1 pseudogene is annotated in these 23849 nt (G+C 74.3%); it reads left to right on the top strand.

Annotated features, from left to right (window positions below):
- Window positions 1–96: 96 nt before the first annotated feature.
- Window positions 97–23787 (top strand): annotated as a pseudogene (locus tag ACTVZO_RS44345) (amino acid adenylation domain-containing protein); the annotation flags it as partial.
- Window positions 23788–23849: the final 62 nt, after the last annotated feature.

Genomic DNA, 23849 nt, shown 5'->3' with positions numbered 1-23849 from the left:
GAACTCCTGATGTCTGAACAGAGTCGGCTGGAACTCGCCCTGCCCGCGATCCGGGAGCTCAAGCGGCGGGCGACCGATCTGGAGGCACAACTGACCGAACCGGTCGCGATCGTGTCGATGGCGTGCCGGCTGCCGGGCGGGGTGGGGACTCCGGAGGAGTTCTGGGAGCTGCTGTCCTCGGGCGGGGACGCGATCGAGGGGTTCCCGTCGCGGTGGGACGGCTGGGACGTGTACGACCCGGATCCGGAGGCCGTGGGCAAGAGCTATGCGCGGACCGGTGGATTCCTGCGGGATGTGGAGGAGTTCGACGCCGGTTTCTTCGGGATACCGCCGCGCGAGGCGCGCGCGATGGACCCGCAGCAGCGGGTGGTCCTGGAGACCGCCTGGGAAGCCCTCGAACGGGCCGGGTACCCCTCCGAAGCCGTCGAGAACAGCAACACCGGTGTGTACCTGGGCACGATGAACGGCGACTACGGCAGCCTGGGGCACGGCCTCGGCGACCAGGACGGCTACGTCAACACCGGCAGGGCGAGCAGCGTGCTGTCCGGCCGGGTGTCGTACTCACTGGGGCTGCGGGGCCCCGCCGTCACCGTGGACACGGCGTGTTCGTCCTCGCTGGTGGCCCTGCACCTGGCGGTCACGGCGCTGCGGCAGCGCGAATGCGACGTCGCGCTGGCCGGCGGGGTGACCGTGATGTCGACGCCGTCGGTGTTCGTGGAGTTCTCCCGGCTGCGCGGCATGGCCGCCGACGGCCGGTGCAAGAGCTTCTCCGCCGACGCGGACGGGGCCGGCTGGTCCGAGGGCTGCGGCGTGCTCGTACTGAAGCGGCTGTCGGCCGCGCAGGCCGACGGTGATCGCGTCCTGGCCGTGATCCGTGGTTCGGCCGTCAACCAGGACGGCCGCTCCCAGGGGCTGACCGCCCCGAACGGGCCCTCGCAGCAGCGCGTGATCCGAGAAGCCCTGTCGCGTGCGGGGCTGTCCCCCGCGGACGTGGACGCCATCGAGGCGCACGGCACCGGGACTCCACTGGGCGACCCGGTCGAAGCCGGCGCGCTGGCCGAGGTCTTCGGACCGGGACGGTCGGCGGAGCAGCCGGTATGGCTGGGTTCGTCGAAGTCGAACATCGGCCACGCGCAGGCCGCCGCGGGCGTGGCCGGCGTGATCAAGATGGTGCTCGCGCTCCAGCACGAGCAGCTGCCCCCGAGCCTGCACGCCGAGCGGCCCAGCGAGCACATCGAATGGCAGGGCAGCGGGCTGCGGCTGCTGGACGAGGCACGCTCCTGGTCGCGGGCGGAGTCCCGGCCGCGGCGCGCGGGCGTGTCCTCGTTCGGCCTCTCCGGGACCAACGCCCATCTGGTCCTCGAAGAGGCACCGGCGGGTACGGGATCCGCCGAGGAGCCCGAGGAGGCCGCCGGGCCCGAGGCCGCCGGAGCCGCCACCGACGGGGTGTTCCCGGTGGTGCTGTCGGGCCGGGACGCGGACGTGGTGCGGGCGCAGGCCGGGCGCTGGGCCGCCTGGTGGCGCGCCCACCCCGAGGTGTCCCTGGAGCGGGTCGCGTCCACCGCCCGCTGGCACCGCAGCTGGTTCGACCACCGCGGAGCCGTCCTCGCCACCACCCGCGACGAGGCCATCGACCGGCTGGACGCGCTCGCCGGCGGTACGGACGCCGTGGGTGTGATCGCCCCCGTCGAGGCACTGGGCGACGAGGCCCTGCACGAGGCCGCCGCCGGGGGAGTGTGGGTGTTCCCGGGGCAGGGTTCGCAGTGGGAGGGCATGGGCCGTTCCCTGTACGCCAGTTCGCCCGCGTTCGCCCGTGCCGTGGCCGCCTGCGACGCCGCACTGCTGCCGTGGACCGGCTGGTCGGTCACCGAGCTGCTCACCGGGCAGCGGCCGCTGTCCGGGGTGGAGGAGGTCCAGCCGGCGCTGTTCACCATGAGTCTGGGCCTGGCCGCCTGGTGGGAGTCGATGGGTGTCACCCCGCGGGCGGTGATCGGGCATTCGCAGGGCGAGGTGGCCGCCGCGGTGGTCGCGGGCGTCCTCACGGTCGAACAGGGCGCGAGGATCGTGGCGGCGCGTTCCCGGGCCGTGGCCACCTGCCGCGGCCGGGGCGGCATGGCCGTCGTCGAACGCGGCCTGGACTGGATCACCGAACGCATCACCGGCACCGGACTGTCCGTGGCCGCGGTCAACACCCCCGGATCCACCGTGATCTCCGGGGACGGCGACGCCCTCGACACCTTCCTCGCCGGCCTCAAGGCCGAGGACGTGTTCGCCCGCCGGGTGCAGGTCGACTACGCCTCCCACAGCGCCCACATGGACCCGCTCCTGCCCGCCCTCGCCGAGGAGCTCGCGGGCCTTGAGCCGGCCGCCGGACGGATCCCGCTGTACTCCACCGTCCACGGCCGTCTGGTCCACGGCACCGAGCTCGACGCCGACTACTGGTGCGCCAACCTGCGCCGACCGGTCCGCTTCGACCTGGCCGCCCGGGCGGCCACCGCCGACGGCCACCACACCTGGACCGAGATCAGCCCCCACCCCGTCATGGCCATGGTCCTCGACGAGATCGCCCAGCAGCACGGCGGAACCACGGTCGCCACCGCCCACCGGCACCAGGCCGACACCACCGACGTACTGTCCGCATGGGTCCGTGCGGGACTGGCCCGCGGGAACGGCTGGCCGTGGGAGCGCGCGGTGCCGCGGACCCCGGTGGAAAGCGCCCTCCCCACCTACGCCTTCGACCGCCGGCGCCACTGGCTCCCCACCTCCGGCAGCACCCCGTCCGACCCCTCGGCCTGGGGCGCGGACGGGTTCGGCCACCCCTGGCTCACGCTCGCCACCCCGCTGGCCGACGACGACGGCCTCGTCCTCACCGGCAGGATCGACGCCACCGCAGCCGGACAGCGCTGGCTGGGCGACCACCGCGTGTTCGGCAGGACGCTGCTGCCCGGCACCGGGATCCTCGACATGGTCCTCGCCGCCGCCGAACGCGTCGGCGCCACCGGGATCGACACCCTGACCCTGACCGCCCCCCTCGTCCTCCCCGAAACCGGCGCGCTGCGCGTCCAGGTCGCCGTCACCGGCGCCGACGCCCACGGGGACCGCCAGGTCACCGTGCACACCCACCCGGGCCCCGACACCCACCCCGACACGCCCTGGACCACCCACGCCACCGCCCACCTCCTCACCCACCCGGTGTCGGGCGACGCCCACGGCGACGGCTTCCGGGAACTGCGGAGCCTGCCGGTGGCGGGCACCACACCGGTGGACCTGGACGGGTTCTACGACCGGCTGCGCGAGCGCGGGATCGACTACGGGCCCGCCTTCCGGGGCCTGGTGGAGCTCTCCCGCAGCGGCGACACCGCCTACGCCGTGGTCCGCCTGCCCGACCCGGCCGCCGAGACCGCGGCCGAGACCGAGGCCCGGAGCGCGGCGGCGGGCGGCTTCGCGGTGCATCCGGCACTGCTGGACGCGGCGCTGCACGCGGTCTCCGTACTGGACGCCGGCACCGGACAGGTGTTGCTGCCCTTCGAGTGGACCGGGGTGGAGCTGTACGCCACCGGGGCCACCGAACTGCGCGTCCGGATCGAGCGGGACCCCGCGTCGTCCGGGGCCCGGCTGTGGATGACGGACGCCCACGGCGATCCGGTGGCCTACGTGGACGCGCTCGTCCTGCGCCCGGCGACCGAGCAGCAGCTGCGTCGGCGTACGGGCGACCACCTCTACCGGCTCGACTTCCGGCCTTCCCCCACGACCCGCGAGGTACCGGCCGGCAGCTGGGTTCTCGGCGGCTCCGGCGATCTCGCGCACGTGACCGGCGGACAGGCCGTCGCCGACGTGGAAGGGCTGCGCGCCCGGCTCGACGCCGGCGACGAGCCCCCGGCCCGCCTCGTCGTCGACCGCACCGCGCGGGGCGAGGGCGATCCGGCGGACGCGGTGCGCACGGCCACCGCCGCCGCGCTGCACGTGCTGCAGGCCCTGCTGGCCGAGTCCCGGCTGGAGGGGACCGAACTGGTCTGGGTGACCCGGCGGGCCGTGGCGGCCGAGCCGGGGGAGGGCGTCGACGGTCTGGTGCACGCCCCGGTCTGGGGCCTGGTCCGTGCCGCGCGCGCCGAGTACCCGCAGCGGTCCCTGCGGCTGGTGGACACCGGCTCCGCGGCCGAGGACTCCGCCGTGCTCGCCAGGGCCGTGTCCGTCGCGGACGAGCCCGAGATCGCCGTACGGGCAGGGGAGATCCGGGTCGCCCGGCTGGTCGCGGTCGAGCCGGAGCCGGAGCCGGACGGCGCCACCGGGGCAACCCCGGCGCCGGAGGGAGCGGCACTGAGGGGAACGGCACTGGTCACCGGCGGAACCGGTGAGCTGGGCCGGGAGCTGGCCCGGCATCTCGTGCGCACCCGCGGTGTCCGGCGCCTCGTGCTGACCTCGCGTCAGGGCGAGCGGGCCCCCGGGGCCGCTGGCCTCGCCGCCGAACTCACGGAGGCCGGGGCCGACAGCGTACGGATCGTGGCCTGTGACGTCGCCGACCGGGAGGCCCTCGCCGGTCTGATCGGCTCCATCGACGACCTGGACTCGGTCTGGCACCTGGCCGGCGTACTGGACGACGGACTGCTGGCGGACCAGAACGCGCGCCGGCTGGAGCGCGTACTGGCTCCGAAGCTGGACGCGGCCCTGCACCTGCACGAACTCACGCGGGAGCACGCGCTGTCCGAGTTCGTCATGTTCTCCTCGCTCGCCGGAGTGCTCGGCAGCCCCGGCCAGAGCACGTACGCCGCGGGCAACGCCTTCCTCGACGCCTTCGCGGTCTGGCGGACGCACGCGGGCCTGCCCGCCCGGAGCCTGTCCTGGGGGCTGTGGGAGCAGGCCGGCACGGGGCTCACCGCGCATCTCGGCCGGGCCGAGCTGACCCGGATCCGGCGCATGGGCGTCGAGCCGCTGTCCGTGGACCAGGGGCTGAAGGCGCTGGACGCGGCGCTGGCGGTGGATGCGGGGGGACACCTGGTTCCCGTGCGGCTCGGGCTCGCCGCGCTGCACCGCGGCCAGGACGAGGTGCCGGCGCTGCTCCGCGGCATGGTCAGGCCGCGCATGCGCCGGGCGAACGCGGGGGAGACCCCCTCGGGCCTGCGCGGCAGGCTCGCGGCGCTCTCCCCCGACCAGCGGCGGGAGACGGTGACGCTGCTCGTGCGGTCGGCGGCGGCGAGCGTGCTCGGCCTCCCGGACAAGGGCGCGGTGCCGGCCCAGCAGGTGCTCCGCGACCTCGGCCTCGATTCGCTGATGGCCGTGGAACTGCGGCGCCGGATCTCCCAGGAGACCGAGGTACCGCTGCCCGCGACGCTTGCCTTCGACCACCCGACCCCGGCCGCCATGGCGGAGTTCCTCCTGGAACGGATGGACCTGGCACCGGCCGCGGCGCCCGCCGGGGCCGTCGTACGGACCGCGCACCAGGCCCAGGACCAGGACGGCGATCCGGTCGCGATCGTGTCGATGGCGTGCCGGCTGCCGGGCGGGGTGGGGACTCCGGAGGAGTTCTGGGAGCTGCTGTCCTCGGGCGGGGACGCGATCGAGGGGTTCCCGTCGCGGTGGGACGGCTGGGACGTGTACGACCCGGATCCGGAGGCCGTGGGCAAGAGCTATGCGCGGACCGGTGGATTCCTGCGGGATGTGGAGGAGTTCGACGCCGGTTTCTTCGGGATACCGCCGCGCGAGGCGCGCGCGATGGACCCGCAGCAGCGCCTGGTGCTGGAAGCCTCGTGGGAGGCCCTGGAGCGCGCCGGACTGCGCCCCGGAACCCTCGAGGGCAGCAACACCGGCGTGTACCTCGGTGCGATGGGATCGGACTACGACCGATTCCACCGGCACGACCTGAGTGCGCTCGACGCGTACGGCTCGATGGGCAGCGCCGGCAGCGTGCTGTCGGGCCGGGTGTCGTACTCACTGGGGTTGCAGGGCCCGGCGGTGACGGTGGACACGGCGTGTTCGTCCTCGCTGGTGGCCCTGCACCTGGCGGTGACGGCGCTTCGCCAGGGGGAGTGCGACATCGCGCTGGCCGGCGGCGTGACCGTGATGTCGACGCCCTCGCTGTTCGTGGAGTTCTCCCGGCTGCGCGGCATGGCCGCCGACGGCCGGTGCAAGAGCTTCTCCGCCGACGCGGACGGGGCCGGCTGGTCCGAGGGCTGCGGTGTCCTCGTACTGAAGCGGCTGTCGGCCGCGCAGGCCGACGGTGATCGCGTCCTGGCCGTGATCCGTGGTTCGGCCGTCAACCAGGACGGCCGCTCCCAGGGGCTGACCGCCCCGAACGGGCCCTCGCAGCGGCGCGTGATCCAGCAGGCTCTGTCGCGGGCGGGGCTGTCCCCGGCGGACGTGGACGCCATCGAGGCGCACGGCACCGGCACCCCCCTCGGCGACCCGATCGAGGCGGGAGCCCTGGCCGAGGTCTTCGGACCGGGACGGTCCGTGCAGCGGCCGGTGTACCTCGGTTCGTCGAAGTCGAACATCGGCCACGCGCAGGCCGCCGCGGGCGTGGCCGGCGTGATCAAGATGGTGCTCGCGCTCCAGCACGAGCAGCTGCCCGCGACCCTGCACGCCGACGAGCCGAGCCCCCACGTCGTATGGGAGGGCAGCGGGCTCGAGCTGCTGGGCGAGGCGCGCTCCTGGCCGCGCGAGGACTCCCGGGTGCGGCGGGCGGGCGTGTCCTCGTTCGGGCTCAGCGGGACCAACGCCCACCTCGTCCTGGAGGAGGCGCCCGCCGTACGGGCCGACCCCGAACAGGCCGTGCCGGAGGGCGTGTTCCCGGTCGTGGTGTCGGGCCGGGACGCGGACGTGGTGCGCGCGCAGGCCGGACGCTGGGCCGCCTGGTGGCGCGCCCACCCGGAGGTCCCGCTGGACCGGGTGGCGTCCACCGCCCTGTGGAACCGCGGCTGGTTCGACCAGCGCGGAGCCGTCCTCGCCGCCACCCGCGACGAGGCCATCGACCGGCTGGAAGCACTGGCCGGGGGGATCGAGGCACCCGGTGTGATCGCCCCCGTCGAGGCACTGCCCGAGGAGGCCCTTCAGGGGGCCGCCGCCGGTGGTGTGTGGGTGTTCCCGGGGCAGGGTTCGCAGTGGGAGGGCATGGGCCGTTCCCTGTACGCCAGTTCGCCCGCGTTCGCCCGTGCCGTGGCCGCCTGCGACGCCGCACTGCTGCCGTGGACCGGCTGGTCGGTCACCGAGGTGCTCACCGGGCAGCGGCCGCTGTCCGGGGTGGAGGAGGTCCAGCCGGCGCTGTTCGCGATGGGTGTGGGCCTGGCCGCCTGGTGGGAGTCGATGGGTGTCATCCCGCGGGCGGTGATCGGGCATTCGCAGGGCGAGGTGGCCGCCGCGGTGGTCGCGGGCGTCCTCACGGTCGAACAGGGCGCGAGGATCGTGGCGGCGCGTTCCCGGGCCGTGGCCACCTGCCGCGGCCGGGGCGGCATGGCCGTCGTCGAACGCGGTCACGAGTGGATCGGCGAGCGCCTCACCGGCACCGGACTGTCGATCGCAGCGGTCAACACGGCCACGTCCACGGTGATCTCCGGGGACGCCCATGCCCTGGACACCCTGCTGGCGCAGCTGAAGGCCGAGGACGTGTTCGCCCGCCGGGTGCAGGTCGACTACGCCTCCCACAGCGCCCACATGGACCCGCTCCTCCCCGTCCTCGCCGAGGAGCTCGCGGGCCTTGAGCCGGCCGCCGGACGGATCCCGCTGTACTCCACCGTCCACGGCCGTCTGGTCCACGGCACCGAGCTCGACGCCGACTACTGGTGCGCCAACCTGCGCCGACCGGTCCGCTTCGACCTGGCCGCCCGGGCGGCCACCGCCGACGGCCACCACACCTGGACCGAAGTCAGCCCCCACCCCGTCATGGCCATGGTCCTCGACGAGATCACCCGGCAGCACGGCGGAGTCGCCGTGGCCAGCGCCCACCGGGACCGGGGCGACACCACCGACCTCCTCGCCTCGTGGGTCCGCGCCGGCCTCGCCCACGCCGACGCATGGCCCTGGCAGCAACTCGTCCCCCGGACACCCCCGGCGAGCGAGCTGCCCACGTACGCCTTCGACCGCCGGCGGTACTGGCTCGCCGCCCCCGGCACCCCGCCCGCGGAGGCCTCCGGGCGGGGCGTGGACGGGGCGGGCGGCGTGGACGGGGTGGACCACCCGTGGCTCACGCTGTCGACACCGCTGGCCTCCGGTGACGGACTGATCCTCACCGGCACGATCGACCCCACCGACGGCGGGCAGTCCTGGCTGGGCGACCACCGCGTGTTCGGCACGACGCTGCTGCCCGGCACCGGGATCCTCGACATGGTCCTCACCGCCGCCGAACGGGTCGGCGCCGGCACGGTGGAGACCCTGACCCTCACCACCCCGCTGGTCCTGCCCGAGGCCGGGCGGCTGCGGCTCCAGATCGCCGTCACCGACCTCGACGGCCACGGGCGCCGCCAGGCCACCGTGCACACCCACCCCGACCCCGACGCCCACCCCGACACGCCCTGGACCACGCACGCCACCGCCCAACTCGCCCACGGCACACGGCCGCACGACCCCGAACCCCTCGACTGGGCGGCGGCGGTCGGATCCGCGGAACCCGTGCCCCTGGACGGGTTCTACGAGCGCTTCCGCGAGCGCGGACTCGACTACGGCCCCGCCTTCCAGGGCCTCGGCGCCCTCTGGCGGCACGGCGACGAGCTCTACGCCCTCCTCCGCCTCCCGGAGGACCTGCGGCCCGAAGGCTTCGGGATCCACCCCGCGCTCCTGGACGCCGCGCTCCACACGATCCTCACCGCCGAGGAAGCCCGGACGCCCGGCGACGAGAACACGGGGCACCGCGACGGCAAGCGGGTCCTGCTGCCCTTCGAGTGGAGCGACGCCCGGCTGTACGCGACCGGGGCCTCGGTCGTGCGGGTGCGCGTACGCCTCGACGGCACGCGCGAGCAGGCCGAGTTGTACGTGACGGACGAGCACGGGGACCCGGTCGTCACGGCGGGCCTCCGCCTCCGGGAAGCCCGCGCCGAAGGCCTGCGGACGGCGGCGCGGCAGCACCTGTACCGGCTGGAGTTCCAGGAATGCCCGTCGACGCCCGCCGCCGGGCCCGCGGACACCGTGATCACCGCCGGTCCTCTCGCGGCCACACTGGGACTGCCCGTACTGGCCGTACTGCCCGTACCGGACGCGGGAACCGCCACCGGACCGGTGCCGTCCCGCATCGTCGTGGACGCCACCCGGCCCTCCGGCGCCCCGGAGGAGTTCACCGCGGCGGCCCTGGTCCGTGCGCGTGAGCTGCTGGCCGACCCACGCCTGACCGGCACCGAACTGGTCTGGGTGACCCGTCAGGCGGTCTCCGCGGACGAGGGCGAGGGCGTCGACCTGACCTCTGCGCCCCTGTGGGGCCTGCTGCGTGCGGCGCGCGCCGAGGGACACCCGGTGCGGCTGCTCGACGTGGACGCCGGTGCCGATGCGGACACGGTGCGGGCGGCGCTGACCCTTCCCGAGCCGGAGCTGGTGGTCCGCGGCCGGACGGTCCGGGTGCCCCGGCTGGTCCGGTTCTCCCCGCACGACACGGCACCCGACGGCGGCCACGCCGCCGCGTCCGCGGCCGAGGGCACGGTGCTGATCACCGGTGGCACCGGTGAACTGGGCCGGCAGGTCGCCCTGCACCTGGTGGGCTCATGGGGAGTGCGCAAGCTGGTCCTGGCCTCCCGCCGGGGTGACGCCGCGGACGGTTCCGACGAGCTCGTCGCCGGACTGACCGCCGCCGGGGCCGCCGACGTACGCGTGGTGGCCTGCGACGTCACCCGTCGCGAACAGCTGGCCGGACTCGTGGAGTCCGTCCCGGACCTCGTCGGCGTGTGGCACCTGGCCGGCGTACTCGACGACGGGCTGCTCACCGACCAGACCCCGGAGCGTCTCGCACGCGTCTGGGCGCCGAAGGCACGCGCGGCATGGTGGCTGCACGAGCTGACCGCGGACCGTCCGCTGACCTCGTTCGTGGTGTTCTCGTCCGCCGCGGGTGTCCTCGGAAGCGCCGGGCAGAGCGGCTACGCCGCGGCGAACGCGTTCGCGGACGCGGTCGTGCTCGAGCGGCGCCGACAGGGACTTCCCGCGCTGAGCCTGTCCTGGGGGCTGTGGGAGCAGGCCGGTACGGGCCTGACCGCGCACCTGGGCCGGGCCGAACTGGCCCGGATGCGCAGGCAGGGCGTGGCCCCGCTGACCGGCGCCCAGGCGCTGGGGGCCCTCGACACCGCGCTGACCGGCCGGCGGGCGCACCTCGTACCCCTGCGGATCGATCTGTCCGGGGCCGAGGACGACCGTTCGCCGCTGCTGCGCGGCAGGACCCGGATGCGCAGGCTCGCGGACACCCGTACGGACAGTGCCGACACCGGCTGGTCCGCCCTGCCGGAACCGCAGCGCATCCGCGCGCTGGCCGACCTCGTGCGGCGCGAAGCGGCCGCGGCACTGGGCCGCCCCGACGAGATCAGCCCCGACGCGGAGTTCACCGGGCTCGGACTGGACTCCCTGATGGCCGTGGAACTGCGCCGCAGGCTGTCCGCGGAGACCGGACTGTCCCTGCCCGCGACGGCCGTCTTCGACCACCCGACGCCCGCCCGCCTGGCGCAGTACCTGAACGGCTGCCTGGGCGACCTGGGAGAACCGGGAGGCCAGGGACAGGCCGCGGTCCGTCCGCGCGTGGAACGCGTGGAGCGCGGTGAGCGACGCGACGTCCATCCCGCGACCGAGGGGCAGCGCCGGCTGTGGTTCCTGGAGCAGATGAGCCCCGGCACGGCCGAGTACAACGTGACGATGCCGGTCCGGGTCCCCGAACCGCTGGACCGCGAGGCGTTCGCCTCCGCCGTCGAGCACGTGGTGCGGCGGCACGAGGCCCTGCGCACGGGCCTGGAGAGCCGCGACGGCGAACTGGTCCAGGTGGTGTACGAGGAGTTCGGCAGCCCCCTGCGCTTCGAGGAGGTCGCCGGCCCCGATGAGCTGGCCGAGCGGATCCGCGTCGAGGCCGAGACGCCGTTCGACCTGTCCGGCCCCGTGCTGCTGCGCTGCCTGGTGCTGACCGGCGCCGACGAACAGGTGGTCTGCCTCACCCTGCACCACGCGATCGTCGACGCCTGGTCGCTGGTCATGACGCTCAACCAGCTGTTCGCCGCGTACGGGGAGTTCCGCGCCGGCCGCGTACCCGGCAGCGGGAGCGCGCCTCTCGTGCACCTCGGCGACTACGCCGGCTGGGAGCGGGACTCCATCGCGCGGGGAGCCTTCGAGACGGGACTGGGCTTCTTCCGGGACGAACTGTCCGGGGTCCCACGTCTGGAACTGCCCCCGAGCGACCCGGACTCCGGCGCGGACAAGGTCGGATTCGCCGTGTCCGACGCCCTGCGGGGCGAGCTGGAGGCCCTCGCCTCCAAGGCGGGGGTCACCCTGTACACGGTGCTGGCCAGTGCCTTCGCGGTACTGCTCGCCCGGTACGGCGACCAGCGGGACTTCGGCATCGGCACGGTGTGGTCCGGGCGCGGGCTGCCCGGGTCGGCGGAGATCGTCGGCTTCCTCGCCAACACCCTGCCGCTGCGCTGCGACCTCTCCGCCGACCCGGACGTGCCCGAGCTGCTGGCGGCGATGAAGTCCCGCGTGCTCGGCGTGATGGAGCACCAGAACGTGCCCCTGTCCGAAGTGGTCAAGGTCGTCGACGCCGAGCGCAACGGCGAGGAGAACCCGCTGTTCCGGGCGGTCTTCAACTACGGCCTGGGCGCGGAGCCGGACGACGACGCGTGGCGGCCGTTCGCCGGGTTCTTCACCGGCAACGTCGCGGGAACCGCCAAGTTCGAGCTGACCATGAGCCTCGCACCCGCCGCGGAGGGACTGCGCGGTGAGCTGGAGTTCCGGACCCACGTACTGGACCGGGAATCCGCACGGGTCATGGTCGCGAACTTCGAGACCTTGCTGACCTCCTTCGTCCGGGACGACGGCCTGCCGGTCAGCCGGCTGCCCCTGCTCCACGCCGAGGAGGAGGGCCGGTTCCGCAGGCCCGGCGCCGGGGCGGCTCCGGAGCCGGCCGCGCTGCCCGCGCCGCAGGTACGGGCGGAGCCGTCCGCCGGCGGTGACCGGGTGTGGGAGACGGTGCTCTCGGCCTGGTCGCAGGTGCTGGAGGTGGAGCCGGACGAGGTGGACCCGGACAGCGGGTTCTTCGATCTGGGCGGCACGTCGTTGACGGCGGTGCGGGTCCACGAGCTGGTCCGTGACGGCCTCGGCCGCGAGTTCCCGCTCGCGACGCTGTTCCGCCACTCCACGGTGCGGCAGCTGACCGCGTTCCTGCGCGCCGACACCCCCGCACCCGCGGTGACCCCGGCCACGGCGACGGCCACGGCGGCGGCCGAGCAGCGTACGGGCACGGGCGGCACGGGCCCGGACGGGGACGCGGTGGCGATCGTCGGCGTGGCCCTGCGGCTGCCGGGCGCGCGCGACGCGGAGGAGTTCTGGGCGAACCTGCGCGGCGGGGTCGAGTCGATCCGCCGCTTCACCGATCAGGAGCTCCTGGACGCCGGGGTGCCCAGGAGCGTGCTGGACGATCCTGCGTTCGTCCCGGCCAAGGGGTACGTGGAGGACGCCGATCTCTTCGACGCCGAGTTCTTCGGGTACTCGCGGTCCGAAGCGGAGAACATGGATCCGCAGCACCGGCTCTTCCTGGAGACCGCCTGGCAGGGCCTGGAGGACGCGGGCATCCTGCCCGGCGCCGACCACGGCCGCATCGGAGTCTTCGCCGGCGCCGGATTCGGCGGCTACAACACCGGAACGGTCCGCGGCGACGAGATCACCGAACTCCACGAGTTCTACCGCAACCTCCTCGGCAACAAGTCCGACTTCGTGTCCACCAGGGTGGCGCACAAGCTGAACCTGCGCGGTCCCGCGCTGACGGTGCAGACGGCCTGCTCCACGGGTCTGGTCGTCGCCCACCTGGCCCGGCAGAGCCTGCTGCGCGGGGAGACCGACGTGGCCCTCGTCGGCGCCTCCGCGCTCACCTTCCCCCTGGAGTACGGCTACTACCACCAGGAGGGCTTCGTCTTCTCCCCGGACGGCTCCTGCCGTGCGTTCGACGCCGAGCGCCAGGGCACCGTGGTGGGCAACGGTGTGGTGGCGGTGGTGCTGCGGCGCCTGTCGGACGCGGTCGAGGCGGGGGACCGGATCTATGCGGTCATCCGCGGCAGCGCCATCAACAACGACGGCTCCGACAAGGTCGGATTCACCGCGCCCAGCGTGAGCGGCCAGGCCGCCGTCATCACCGACGCGCTGACCGACGCCGGACTCTCGTCCGCCGACATCGGCTACGTCGAAGCACACGGCACGGCCACCGCCATGGGCGACCTCATCGAGGTCCAGGCCCTCCAGGAGGTCTTCACCGCCGAGCGCGACGAGCCCTGCTCGCTCGGCTCGGTGAAGTCGAACATCGGCCACGTCGACGTGGCCGCGGGCCTGGCGGGGCTGGTCAAGGCGGCGCTGTGCGTCTACCACGGCGAGCTGGTGCCCACGGTCAACTTCCAGCGCGTCAACCCGGAACTGGGCCTGGACCCGGCCGTCCTGCGGATCAGCGACGACACCCGGGCCTGGGCGGGCACCCGCCGCGCCGGAGTCTCCTCCTTCGGCATCGGCGGCACCAACGCCCACCTCGTACTGGAACAGCCGCCGCAGCCCGCCACGCCCACCGCCCCGGCACAGGCCGCGGCGCCGCCCGTGGTCGTCTCCGGACGGACCCCGCAGGCGCTGCGGGACCAGGCCCGCCGGTGGGCCGACTGGCTCACCCGGCACCCCGACACCCCCCTCACCGACCTCGCCCGGACCACCACCCGTAACCGCCGGCACTTCGACCACCGGGCCGCCGTACTCGCCCATGACCTGGACGAGGCGGTGCGCGGACTGGCCGCGCTCGGGGACGGACACGCCGACGACGCGGTGTGCACCGGCGTGGCCGAGGAACGCGGCAAGGTCGTGTTCGTCTTCGCCGGCCACGGATCGCAGTGGCCGGGCATGGCGCAGCGCCTGCTCGCCGAAAGCCCGGCCTTCGCCGAGGCGGTCGCCCGCTGTGACGAGGCACTGCGCCCCTGGACCGGCTGGTCGGTCCGCGCACTCCTCCAGGACCCCGGGGCGAGCGGCCTGAGCCTGGACGACGTCGAGGTGACCCAGCCCGCCCTGTTCACGGTCGCACTCGGTCTGGCGGAGGTGTGGCGGTCCGTCGGCCTGGAACCGGAGGCCGTGGTCGGCCACAGCCAGGGCGAGGTGCCCGCCGCGGTCGTCGCCGGAGCGCTGACCCTCGAGGAGGGCGCCAGGGTGGTCGCCGTCCGCAGCCAGGCCTTCGACCGCATCGAGAGCGGCTCGGGCGGCATGGCCGTGCTGGGACTGCCGCTGGCCGAGGTGGAGGAACTGCTCGCGGCGTACGACGGCGCGCTGTCGGTGGCCGTCGTGAACACCCCGGGTTCGGTGGTCGTGGCCGGCGTGGCGGACGCGGTGGGCGACCTGCTCGCGAAGCTGGCGGACCGTGACGTGTTCTCCCGCCGGATCAAGGCGGACCGGGCCGGACACTGCGCCCTGGTCGATCCGATGCTGCCCGGGGTGGAAGCGGCGCTGAGCGGACTGCGCCCCCGCGCGACGACCGTGCCGATGTACTCCACGGTGACCGGCGCGCTGATCGGCGGAGAGCTCCTCGACGCCCGCTACTGGTGCCGCAACCTGCGCGAGCCGGTGCGCATGGACCTGGCGCTCGACGCGCTGAGCGCCGCCGGCTTCGGCGTGTTCACCGAGATCAGCGCGCACCCCCTGCTGGCCATCCCGCTGACCGCCTTCACCGCCGACCGGGGCGGAGTGGTCCTGGGCAGCCTGCGCCGCGACCACGGCGGCCTCGACCAGATCGTGCGCGGCCTCGGCGAACTGCACGTCCACGGCCACCCGGTGGACTGGACCCGGATCGTCGACGGCCCCGGCCGCCTGGTCGGCCTGCCCGGCTACGCCTTCCAGCGGCAGAGCTACTGGATCGACGGCGGATCCCGTACCCGCCAGGAACGGCAGGCACCCCCCGCGGACCTGGCGGCCCGGCTGGCGGCACTGCCCGAGCCGGCCCGTGCCCCCGCCGTGCTGGAGGCCGTGCAAGAGGTCCTCCGCGGCGTCCTCGGACTCGGCGAACCCCTGCCCGTGGACGAGCGGTTCCAGGAGCGCGGACTGGATTCGATGATGGCCCTGCAACTGCGCAACCGGCTCAGCGAGGTGACCGGCACACCGCTGCCGTCCACGCTCGCCTTCGAGCACCCCACGACCCGGGCGGTCGTGGACCACCTGCTGGCCCACGCCTTCTCCGAGCTGCCGCCCGCCGGACCGGTGATGGAACGCGCCGAGCGGCGCGAGGTCCACCCGGCGACCGAGGGCCAGCGCCGGCTGTGGTTCCTGGAGCGGATGCATCCGGACTCCGCGCAGTACAACGCCGTCCTGCGGCTGGAGGTGGCGAGCCCCCTGGACCCGGAGAGGTTCGGCCGGGCGCTGCGTACGGTGATGGAACGTCACGAGGCGCTGCGCACCGGACTGGAGCTGCGCGACGGCGAACTGGTCCAGGTGGTGCACGGGGAGTTCACCGTCCCGCTGCGGTACGAGCGGGTGGCCGGCGCCGACGAGCTCGACCGGACGCTGCGCGCGGAGGAACGGACCCCGTTCGAGCTGGACGCCGAGACCCTGTTCCGCTGCCTGCTGGTGGACTCCGGCGAGATGTGGACCCTGTGCCTCACCCTGCACCACGCCATCACCGACGGCTGGTCGCTGTCCCTGCTGCTGAACGAGCTGTACGAGACGTACCGGTCCCTCATCGAGGAGCGGACCCCCGGACTCCCGGAGGTCCGCTACCACCTCGGCGACTACGCGCGATGGGAGCAGCAGGCCCTCGAGCAGGGCGCGTTCGAGCGCTCGCTCGCGTACTTCGCGTCCGAGCTGGACGGTGCCCAGCGCCTGGAACTCCCCGCCCGGGACCCCGCCGAGAACGCCGGGAAGGCCGCGGGCGAGCAGGGCGACCAGGGCGACGCCGTGCACTTCACCGTGCCCGCGGAGCTCCGGGCGGCCCTGGACGAGCTCGCCGCACGCCATGCCGTCACCGGGTACACCGTGTACGTCAGCGCCTTCGCGGTGCTGCTCGCCCGGTACACCGACCAGTACGACTTCAGCATCGGCACGATCTGGTCGGCGAGGGAGCTGCCGCAGGTCGCGGAGACCTTCGGCTTCCTGGCGAACACCCTGCCGCTGCGCTGCGACCTCACCGGGGCGGTGTCCTTCGAGGACGTCCTCGCCCGCACGCACACCCGGGTGCGGGGGGTGTTCGAGCACCAGAGCGTGCCGCTGACCGAGGTCGTGCGCGTCGCCGGCGGTGACCGGACCGGCGAGGAGAACCCGCTGTTCCGGGCGGTGTTCAACTACGGCGGCGCGGCCTTCCCCACGATCGGCACGGGCGAGGAGGCCTGGCGGCTGCCCACCACGGGCAGCGTGTCCGGCAACGTCCGCGGCGCGTCGAAGTTCGAGCTGGGCCTGACCCTGACCGCCGACGGCGATGTGCTGCGCGGGGAGCTGGAGTTCCAGTCGCACGTCCTGGACCGGGACGCGGCCGTCCGTATGGCCGCCAACTTCGAGACCCTGCTGGCCTCGCTGGCCGAGCGGCCCGCGCGTCCGGTCCGGGAGAGCGAACTGCTCTGCGGTACGGAACGCCGGTGGCTCGCCGGGCACGGCGGCGACGTCGCGGCCCGGCCCGCCGCCGAGACCGCGTACCAGCGGATCCTGGAACAGGCGGCACGGACGCCCGACGCGGTGGCCGTGGTCGCGGACGGACGGGAGCTGACCTACCGGGAGGTGTCCGCGCGGGCCCGCGCGATCGCCCGGAGGCTTGCCGCACTGGGCGTGACCCGCGGCGACCTGGTCGGCCTCTGCCTTCCCCGTACGGCCGACCTTCCGGTGGCGATGCTCGGCACCTGGATGGCCGGGGCCGCCTACGTACCGCTGGACCCGGCGTACCCGAAGGCACGTCTGGACCATGTGGTGTCCGACAGCGGCCTCGGGGTGGTGATCTCGACCGGCTCCCTCGCGGACGTCCTGCCGGACGGTCCGCGGGTGCTCTCCGTCGAGGAGACCGCCGAGGAGATGGTCGAGGAGAGCGCCGGAGACGGGCGCCACGGACAGCCGGACGCGGCTCCGCCGCTCCGGCCGGAACCGTCCGACCCGGCCTACGTCATCTACACCTCGGGCTCGACGGGCACCCCGAAGGGCGTGGTGGTCGAGCACGCGCAGTTCGCCGCCTTCTGCCTGGCCATGGACGACCGCGTCGGCGGTGGCGCCGACGCCACCTGGCTCGCCGTGACCAGCGTGTCCTTCGACATCTCCGGCCTCGAACTGCTGTGGACCCTGACCAGGGGCCACCGCGTGGTCATCGCCGGCGGAGAACTCGGCGCCTGGGCCGGATACCGGAAGTACGGGCCGACGCACCTCCAGTGCACGCCGTCCCTGGCCAGAATGCTGCTGGCGGACGCGGAAGGCCGCGAGCTGCTCGGCGGGCTGCGGCTGCTGCTGGTCGGTGGCGAAGCGCTCGACCGAGGCCTGGCCGACCGGTTGCTGCGGACCTGCGGCGGCGACGTGCTCAACATGTACGGGCCCACGGAGACCACCGTCTGGTCGACGACCTGGCGGGTCGGGCCCGGCCCGGTCTCGCTGGGATCGCCCGTCCCCGACACCCGGCTGGCCGTGCTCGACCGGCACCTGCAGCCCGTACCGCGCGGCTGCCGCGGTGAGCTGTGGATCGGCGGGCGCGGTGTCGCACGGGGCTACTGGAACCGGGCCGCGCTGACCGACGAGCGGTTCGTGGCGGACCCGTACGAGGGCGCGGGGCGGATGTACCGCACCGGGGACGTCGTCCGCTACCGCGAGGACGGCTCACTGGAGTACTGCGGCCGCGTGGACAGCCAGGTGAAGCTCGCCGGACACCGCATCGAGCTCGGCGAGATCGAGTCCGTGGTCGCCGGCTGCGCCGGTGTGCGGGAAGCCGCAGCGGTCGTCCGCGAGGACGCCGGCCCGGCGGCCCTGTGGGTGTACTACTCCGGGGACGCCGACCCGCGTGCGCTGGCCGAGCACGCCGCGGCGCGGCTGCCCGTGTCGATGCTGCCCGCGCGCTGGGTCCGGCAGGACGGTCTGCCGCTGACACCGAACCGGAAGATCGACCGGCTGGCGCTGGCCGCACTGCCCGCGCCGCGGCAGGAGGCCGCGCAACCGGCCGCCGAGGGCGACCGGGTGTGGGACGCGGTGGTCTCGGCCTGGTCGCAGGTACTGGACCTGGCCGAGGTGGAACCGGACCGGGGCTTCTTCGAACTGGGCGGAACGTCGATGGCGGCGCTGCGGGTCCACGAGCGGCTCTGCGCCGCCCTGGACCGAGAGTTCCCGCTCGCGACGCTGTTCCGGTACTCCACGGTCCGGCAGCTCACCGCGTACCTGCGCGGCGACACCACGCGCACGGTGACCGCGGCCGCGACGCACCGGGAGCGTCCGGAGGAGGACGCGGTGGCGATCGTCGGCGTGGCCCTGCGGCTGCCGGGCGCGCGCGACGCGGAGGAGTTCTGGGCGAACCTGCGCGGCGGGGTCGAGTCGATCCGCCGCTTCACCGATCAGGAGCTGCTCGACGCCGGGATACCCAGGAGCGTGCTGGAGGACCCCGGGTTCGTCCCGGCCAAGGGGTACGTGGAGGACGCGGACCTCTTCGACGCCGAGTTCTTCCGATGCTCCCCGGCCGAAGCGGAGAACATGGATCCGCAGCACCGGCTCTTCCTGGAGACCGCCTGGCAGGGCCTGGAGGACGCGGGCATCCTGCCCGGCGCCGACCCCGGCCGCATCGGGGTCTTCGGCGGGGTCGGCTTCGGCGGCTACGACCAGGGCGACTCCGAGGACGCCTCGGAGGTGTTCCGCTCGGCGATCGGCAACAAGAACGACTTCCTCGCCACCCGCCTGGCGCACAAGCTGAACCTGCGCGGACCCGCGCTGACCGTGCAGACGGCCTGCTCCACGGGTCTGGTCGCCACCCACCTGGCCCGGCAGAGCCTGCTGCGCGGAGAGTCCGACGTGGCCCTCGTCGGCGCCTCCGCGCTCACCTTCCCGCTGGAACAGGGCTACCAGTACCAGGAAGGCTTCGTGGCCTCGCCGGACGGCCACTGCCGGCCCTTCGACGCCGACGGCGCCGGTACGGTCCTCGCCAACGGTGTGGTGGCGGTGGTGCTGCGCCGGCTGGCGGACGCGGTCGAGGCCGGGGACCGGATCTATGCGGTCATCCGCGGCAGCGCCATCAACAACGACGGCTCCGACAAGGTCGGATTCACCGCGCCCAGCGTGAACGGGCAGGCCACCGTCATCACCGACGCGCTCGCCGACGCCGGACTCTCGTCCGCCGACATCGGCTACGTCGAAGCACACGGCACGGCCACCGCCATGGGCGATCCCATCGAGATCCAGGCCCTCCAGGAGGTCTTCACCCCCGACCGCGAAGAGCCCTGCGCCGTCGGCTCGGTGAAGTCCAACATCGGCCACACCGACGTGGCCGCGGGCCTGGCCGGACTGGTCAAGGCGGCACTGTGCGTCTACCACGGCGAGCTGGTGCCCACGGTCAACTTCCAGCGCGTCAACCCGGAACTGGGCCTGGACCCGGCCGTCCTGCGGATCAGCGACGACACCCGGGCCTGGGCGGGCACCCGCCGCGCCGGAGTCTCCTCCTTCGGCATCGGCGGCACCAACGCCCACCTCGTACTGGAACAGCCGCCGCAGCCCGCCGCACAGCCCGCCCCGGCACAGGCCGCGGCGCCGCCCGTGGTCGTCTCCGGACGGACCCCGCAGGCACTGCGGGACCAGGCCCGCCGGTGGGCCGACTGGCTCACCCGGCACCCCGACACCCCCCTCACCGACCTCGCCCGGACCACCACCCGGCACCGCGAACACTTCGCCGAACGCGCATCGGTGGCCGGACCCGACCTGGCCGCGGTCATCGAAGGACTGACCGCCATCGCCCAGGACCGGCCGGACCCGTCCGTCACCCTCGCCACCGCCCGGCCCGGCAAGGTCGTCCTCGTCTTCCCCGGCCAGGGTTCGCAGTGGCCGGGCATGGCCAGGCGCCTGCTCACCGAGAGCCCGGCCTTCGCCGACACGGTCGCCCGCTGCGACGAGGCACTGCGCCCCTGGACCGGCTGGTCGGTCCGCGAACTCCTCCAGGACGAGGACCGCATCGCCTGGGACCGCCTGGACATCGCCCAGCCGGTGCTGTTCACCATGTACCTGGGCCTTGCGGCGGCCATGCGGGAACTGGGCCTGGAAGCCCAGGCCGTCGTCGGACACAGCCAGGGCGAGATCCCCGCAGCCGTCGTCTCCGGCGCCCTGACCCTGGACGAAGGCGCCAGGATCGTCGCCGCACGCAGCACGGCCCTCGCCGCACTGCACTCGGACGGCGAGATGGCGACGGTGGAACTCCCCGTGTCCGAAGTCGAGACGGCACTGGCCCCCTACGGGGACGCCGTCTCGGTCGCCGTGGTCAACACACCGGGATCCACGGTCATCTCCGGAGACCGGACGGTCGTCGAAGAACTGCTCTACGCGTGGGACGACCAGGACGTGTGGTGCGGAAAGCTGAACACCTCCTGCGCGTCCCACAGTTCGCACATGGACGCACTGCTGCCGGGCCTGCGGGACCGGCTCGCCCCGCTGCGCCCCCGCCCGGCCGACATCCCGCTCTACTCCACCGTCCTGGGCGGGCGGGCCTCCGGTGAGGAACTGGACGCCTCCTACTGGTGCCGGAACCTGCGCGAACCCGTACGGCTCGACCTCGCCCAGCAACAGCTGCTCGCCGACGGATACACGGTGTTCGTCGAGGTCAGCCCGCATCCCGTCCTGGCCATGCCACTGGCCGACGGCGGCGCGGACCGGGACGCCGTGGTCCTGGCGGCCATGGAACGCGACCAGGGCGGCCTGGACCGGCTCCAGCGCACCCTGGGCGCCCTGCACGCGCACGGTGCCGCCATCGACTGGCCGGCGGCCGTCCCCGACGGCCGCATGGTCGGCCTGCCCGGCTACGCCTTCCAGCGGGAGCGCCACTGGAAGGAACCAGCCCGCCGCAAGACGACCGACCAGCGGTTCTGGGACGCCGTCGGTGCGGGCGGGGCCGACGCACTCGCCGAGCTGCTCGGCGCGTCCGGGCAGCACCGGGACAGCGTCACGGACCTGCTGCCGCTGCTCCGGCGCTGGCACGAGAGCCGCGACGACCACGCCGGGATCGCCGACTGGCTGTACGAGGAGACCTGGCAGCCCGCCGAACCCGCCCCGGCCCCGGCTGCGGCGGACGGGGTCTGGGCGGTCCTCGCAGACCCCGCGTCACCCGCCGCGGAGCTGGTCACGGCCCTCGGCGAAGCCGGAGCCGCCACGCACCGGGCCGGCACGGACCCGGACGAGCTCGCCGCCCTCCCGGCGGAGCTCCGGGGCGTGATCGTCCTGACCCCGTCGGACGAGGACGGGACGCGGCGCTTCCTGCGGACCGTACGACTGCTGCAGGAGCTCGGAGCGAGCCACCCCGGGACTCCGGTGTGGCTGGTCACCCGGGGCGCCGTCGGCGTGGACCCGGCCGATCCGGTCACCCGTCCCGAGCAGGCGCTGCTCCACGGACTGGGCCGGGTCGCGGCACTGGAACGCCCCGAAGGCTGGGGCGGAGTCGCGGACCTGCCCGAACAGCCGCACCCGCACTGGGCCGGGCAGCTCGTCCGCGCCGTCCTCGCCGGTGACGACGAGGACCAGATCGCGCTCCGCGCCGACGGCCGGTACGTACGCCGGCTGCGCCGCACCACGCCCGCACCCCGCTCGCCCTGGACGACCGGCGGCACCGCCCTGATCACCGGCGGCACCGGCGCCCTCGGCCGGCGGCTCGCCCGGTGGCTCGCGGAACGCGGCGCGCGGCGCGTCGTGCTCGCCTCCCGCTCCGGCGAGGTCTCCGCACCGTTCCGCGAGGAACTCGAGGCGGCCGGCGCGGAGATCGTGACGGCGGCCTGCGACGTCGCCGACAGGAGGCAGGTCGCCGAACTGATCGGCCGCATCGACGCCGACGGCCCGCCGCTGACGGTCGTCGCCCACCTCGCGGGGATCGGCGGGATGGCGCTCCTGTCCGAACTCGACGGCGACCAGGCCGCCGAGGAACTCTCCGCGAAGGTGTCCGGCGCCTGGCACCTGCACGAACTGCTCGGCGACCGCCCCCTGGACGCGTTCCTGCTGTACGGCAGCGGCGCCGGTCTGTGGGGCGCGGGCGGCGGCACGACCTACGCGGCCGGCAACGCCGCGCTGGACGCCCTCGCCCGGTACCGGGTGGCGGGCGGACTCACGGCGACCGTCGTCCACTGGGGCGGCTGGGCCGACGGAGGCATGGTGACGGCGGAGGCGGAGGAGCAGCTCCGGGAACGGGGACTGCGGCTGATGGCCCCGGACCGGGCACTGGGCGCACTGGACCTGGTACTCGGCACGGACCGGGTGGCGCTGGGCGTGGCCGACATCGACTGGTCCCGCTTCACCCCCGCCTTCTGCGTCGCCCGGCGGCGTCCGCTGCTGCTGGGCATCCCGGAGGCGCGCGCCGAGATGACCGGCACGCGCCGGGAGAGCGGACTCGGCGAACGGCTGGCGGGCATGGGACGCGGCGCACGGCTGAGTACGGTGCTCGAGCTGGTCCGCGTCGAGGCCGCCGCTGCCCTCGGGGTGGCGGACATCCCCGCCGAACAGCCCCTCCAGCAGCTCGGGATGGACTCGCTGATGGCGGTCGGCCTGCGCGCCAGGCTCGCCCGGCGGACCGGCCTGCCGCTCGGCACGGACGTACTGTTCCGGCACGGCAGCTGTGCGGGCATCGCGCGGCACCTGGTCGACGAACTCACCGGGCGCCCGCCCGGCACCGGGGCCACGGCCTCGGCGACGGCCGCCGCCTCGGCCTCCGCCGACCTGCTGGTGCGGGTGCTCAAGCCGGCGGCGAACCCCAGGGCACGGATCCTGTGCATGGCGGGAATGGGCGGCACGACCACCGCCCACATCCCGCTCGTCCCGTACCTCCCCGAGGACGTGGAACTGCTCGGCATCCGCGTTCCCGGCCGTGAGGCAGCTGACGGGGAGGCACCGCTCGGCGATGTGAACGTGCTCGTCGACCGCGTCGTGGCGGAGATGTCCGACCGTCTCGACGTGCCGGTCGTCCTGTACGGGCACAGCCAGGGCGCATGCGGAGTCTGGGAGATCGCCCACCGGCTGGGCAGCAGGGCGGGCGGCCCGGAGCTGTCCCTCGTCGCGGCCTGTGCGCTGCCGCCGTTCACCGAGGCGCCGCCGGAGCTCCAGCGGTTCCAGGAGGTGTCGGCGCTGTGGGACACGGCGGAGCCGGGGACCCTGGCCGAGGCCTTCCGGGGGGTGCTGCCCGACGAGATCCTCGCCCACGAGGAGGTCTTCGCCGGCTACCTGGAGAACCTGCGCAGCGACTCCGCGATGTGGACCCGGTACCTGCGCGTGCTGGACGGCGACCGCAGGGGTCCGCTGGACATCCCGGTCACGGCGGTGTCGGCCACGGCCGACCCGGTGCTGCCCGAGGGCACGATGAAGGGCTGGTCCGCGCTGACCAGGGGCACGTTCGCCACCCGCAGCATCGAGGGCGCGCACTCGGCGCCGATGGAGAACCCCGAGGCCATGGCCCGCCTGCTGACCGAGGCGGTCCCGGCGCCCGGGGCGTGAACGCCCGTGGGGTCCGCCGTCCTCGGACGGCGGACCCCACGGGCCGCAACGGAAGGAAAAGA

Source organism: Streptomyces sp. IBSNAI002, assembly GCF_052244475.1.
In the GTDB taxonomy this organism is placed as follows: Bacteria; Actinomycetota; Actinomycetes; order Streptomycetales; family Streptomycetaceae; genus Streptomyces.
The sequence above is the reverse complement of the archived record's forward strand: the minus strand, read 5'-3'. Positions and strand labels throughout refer to the sequence as shown.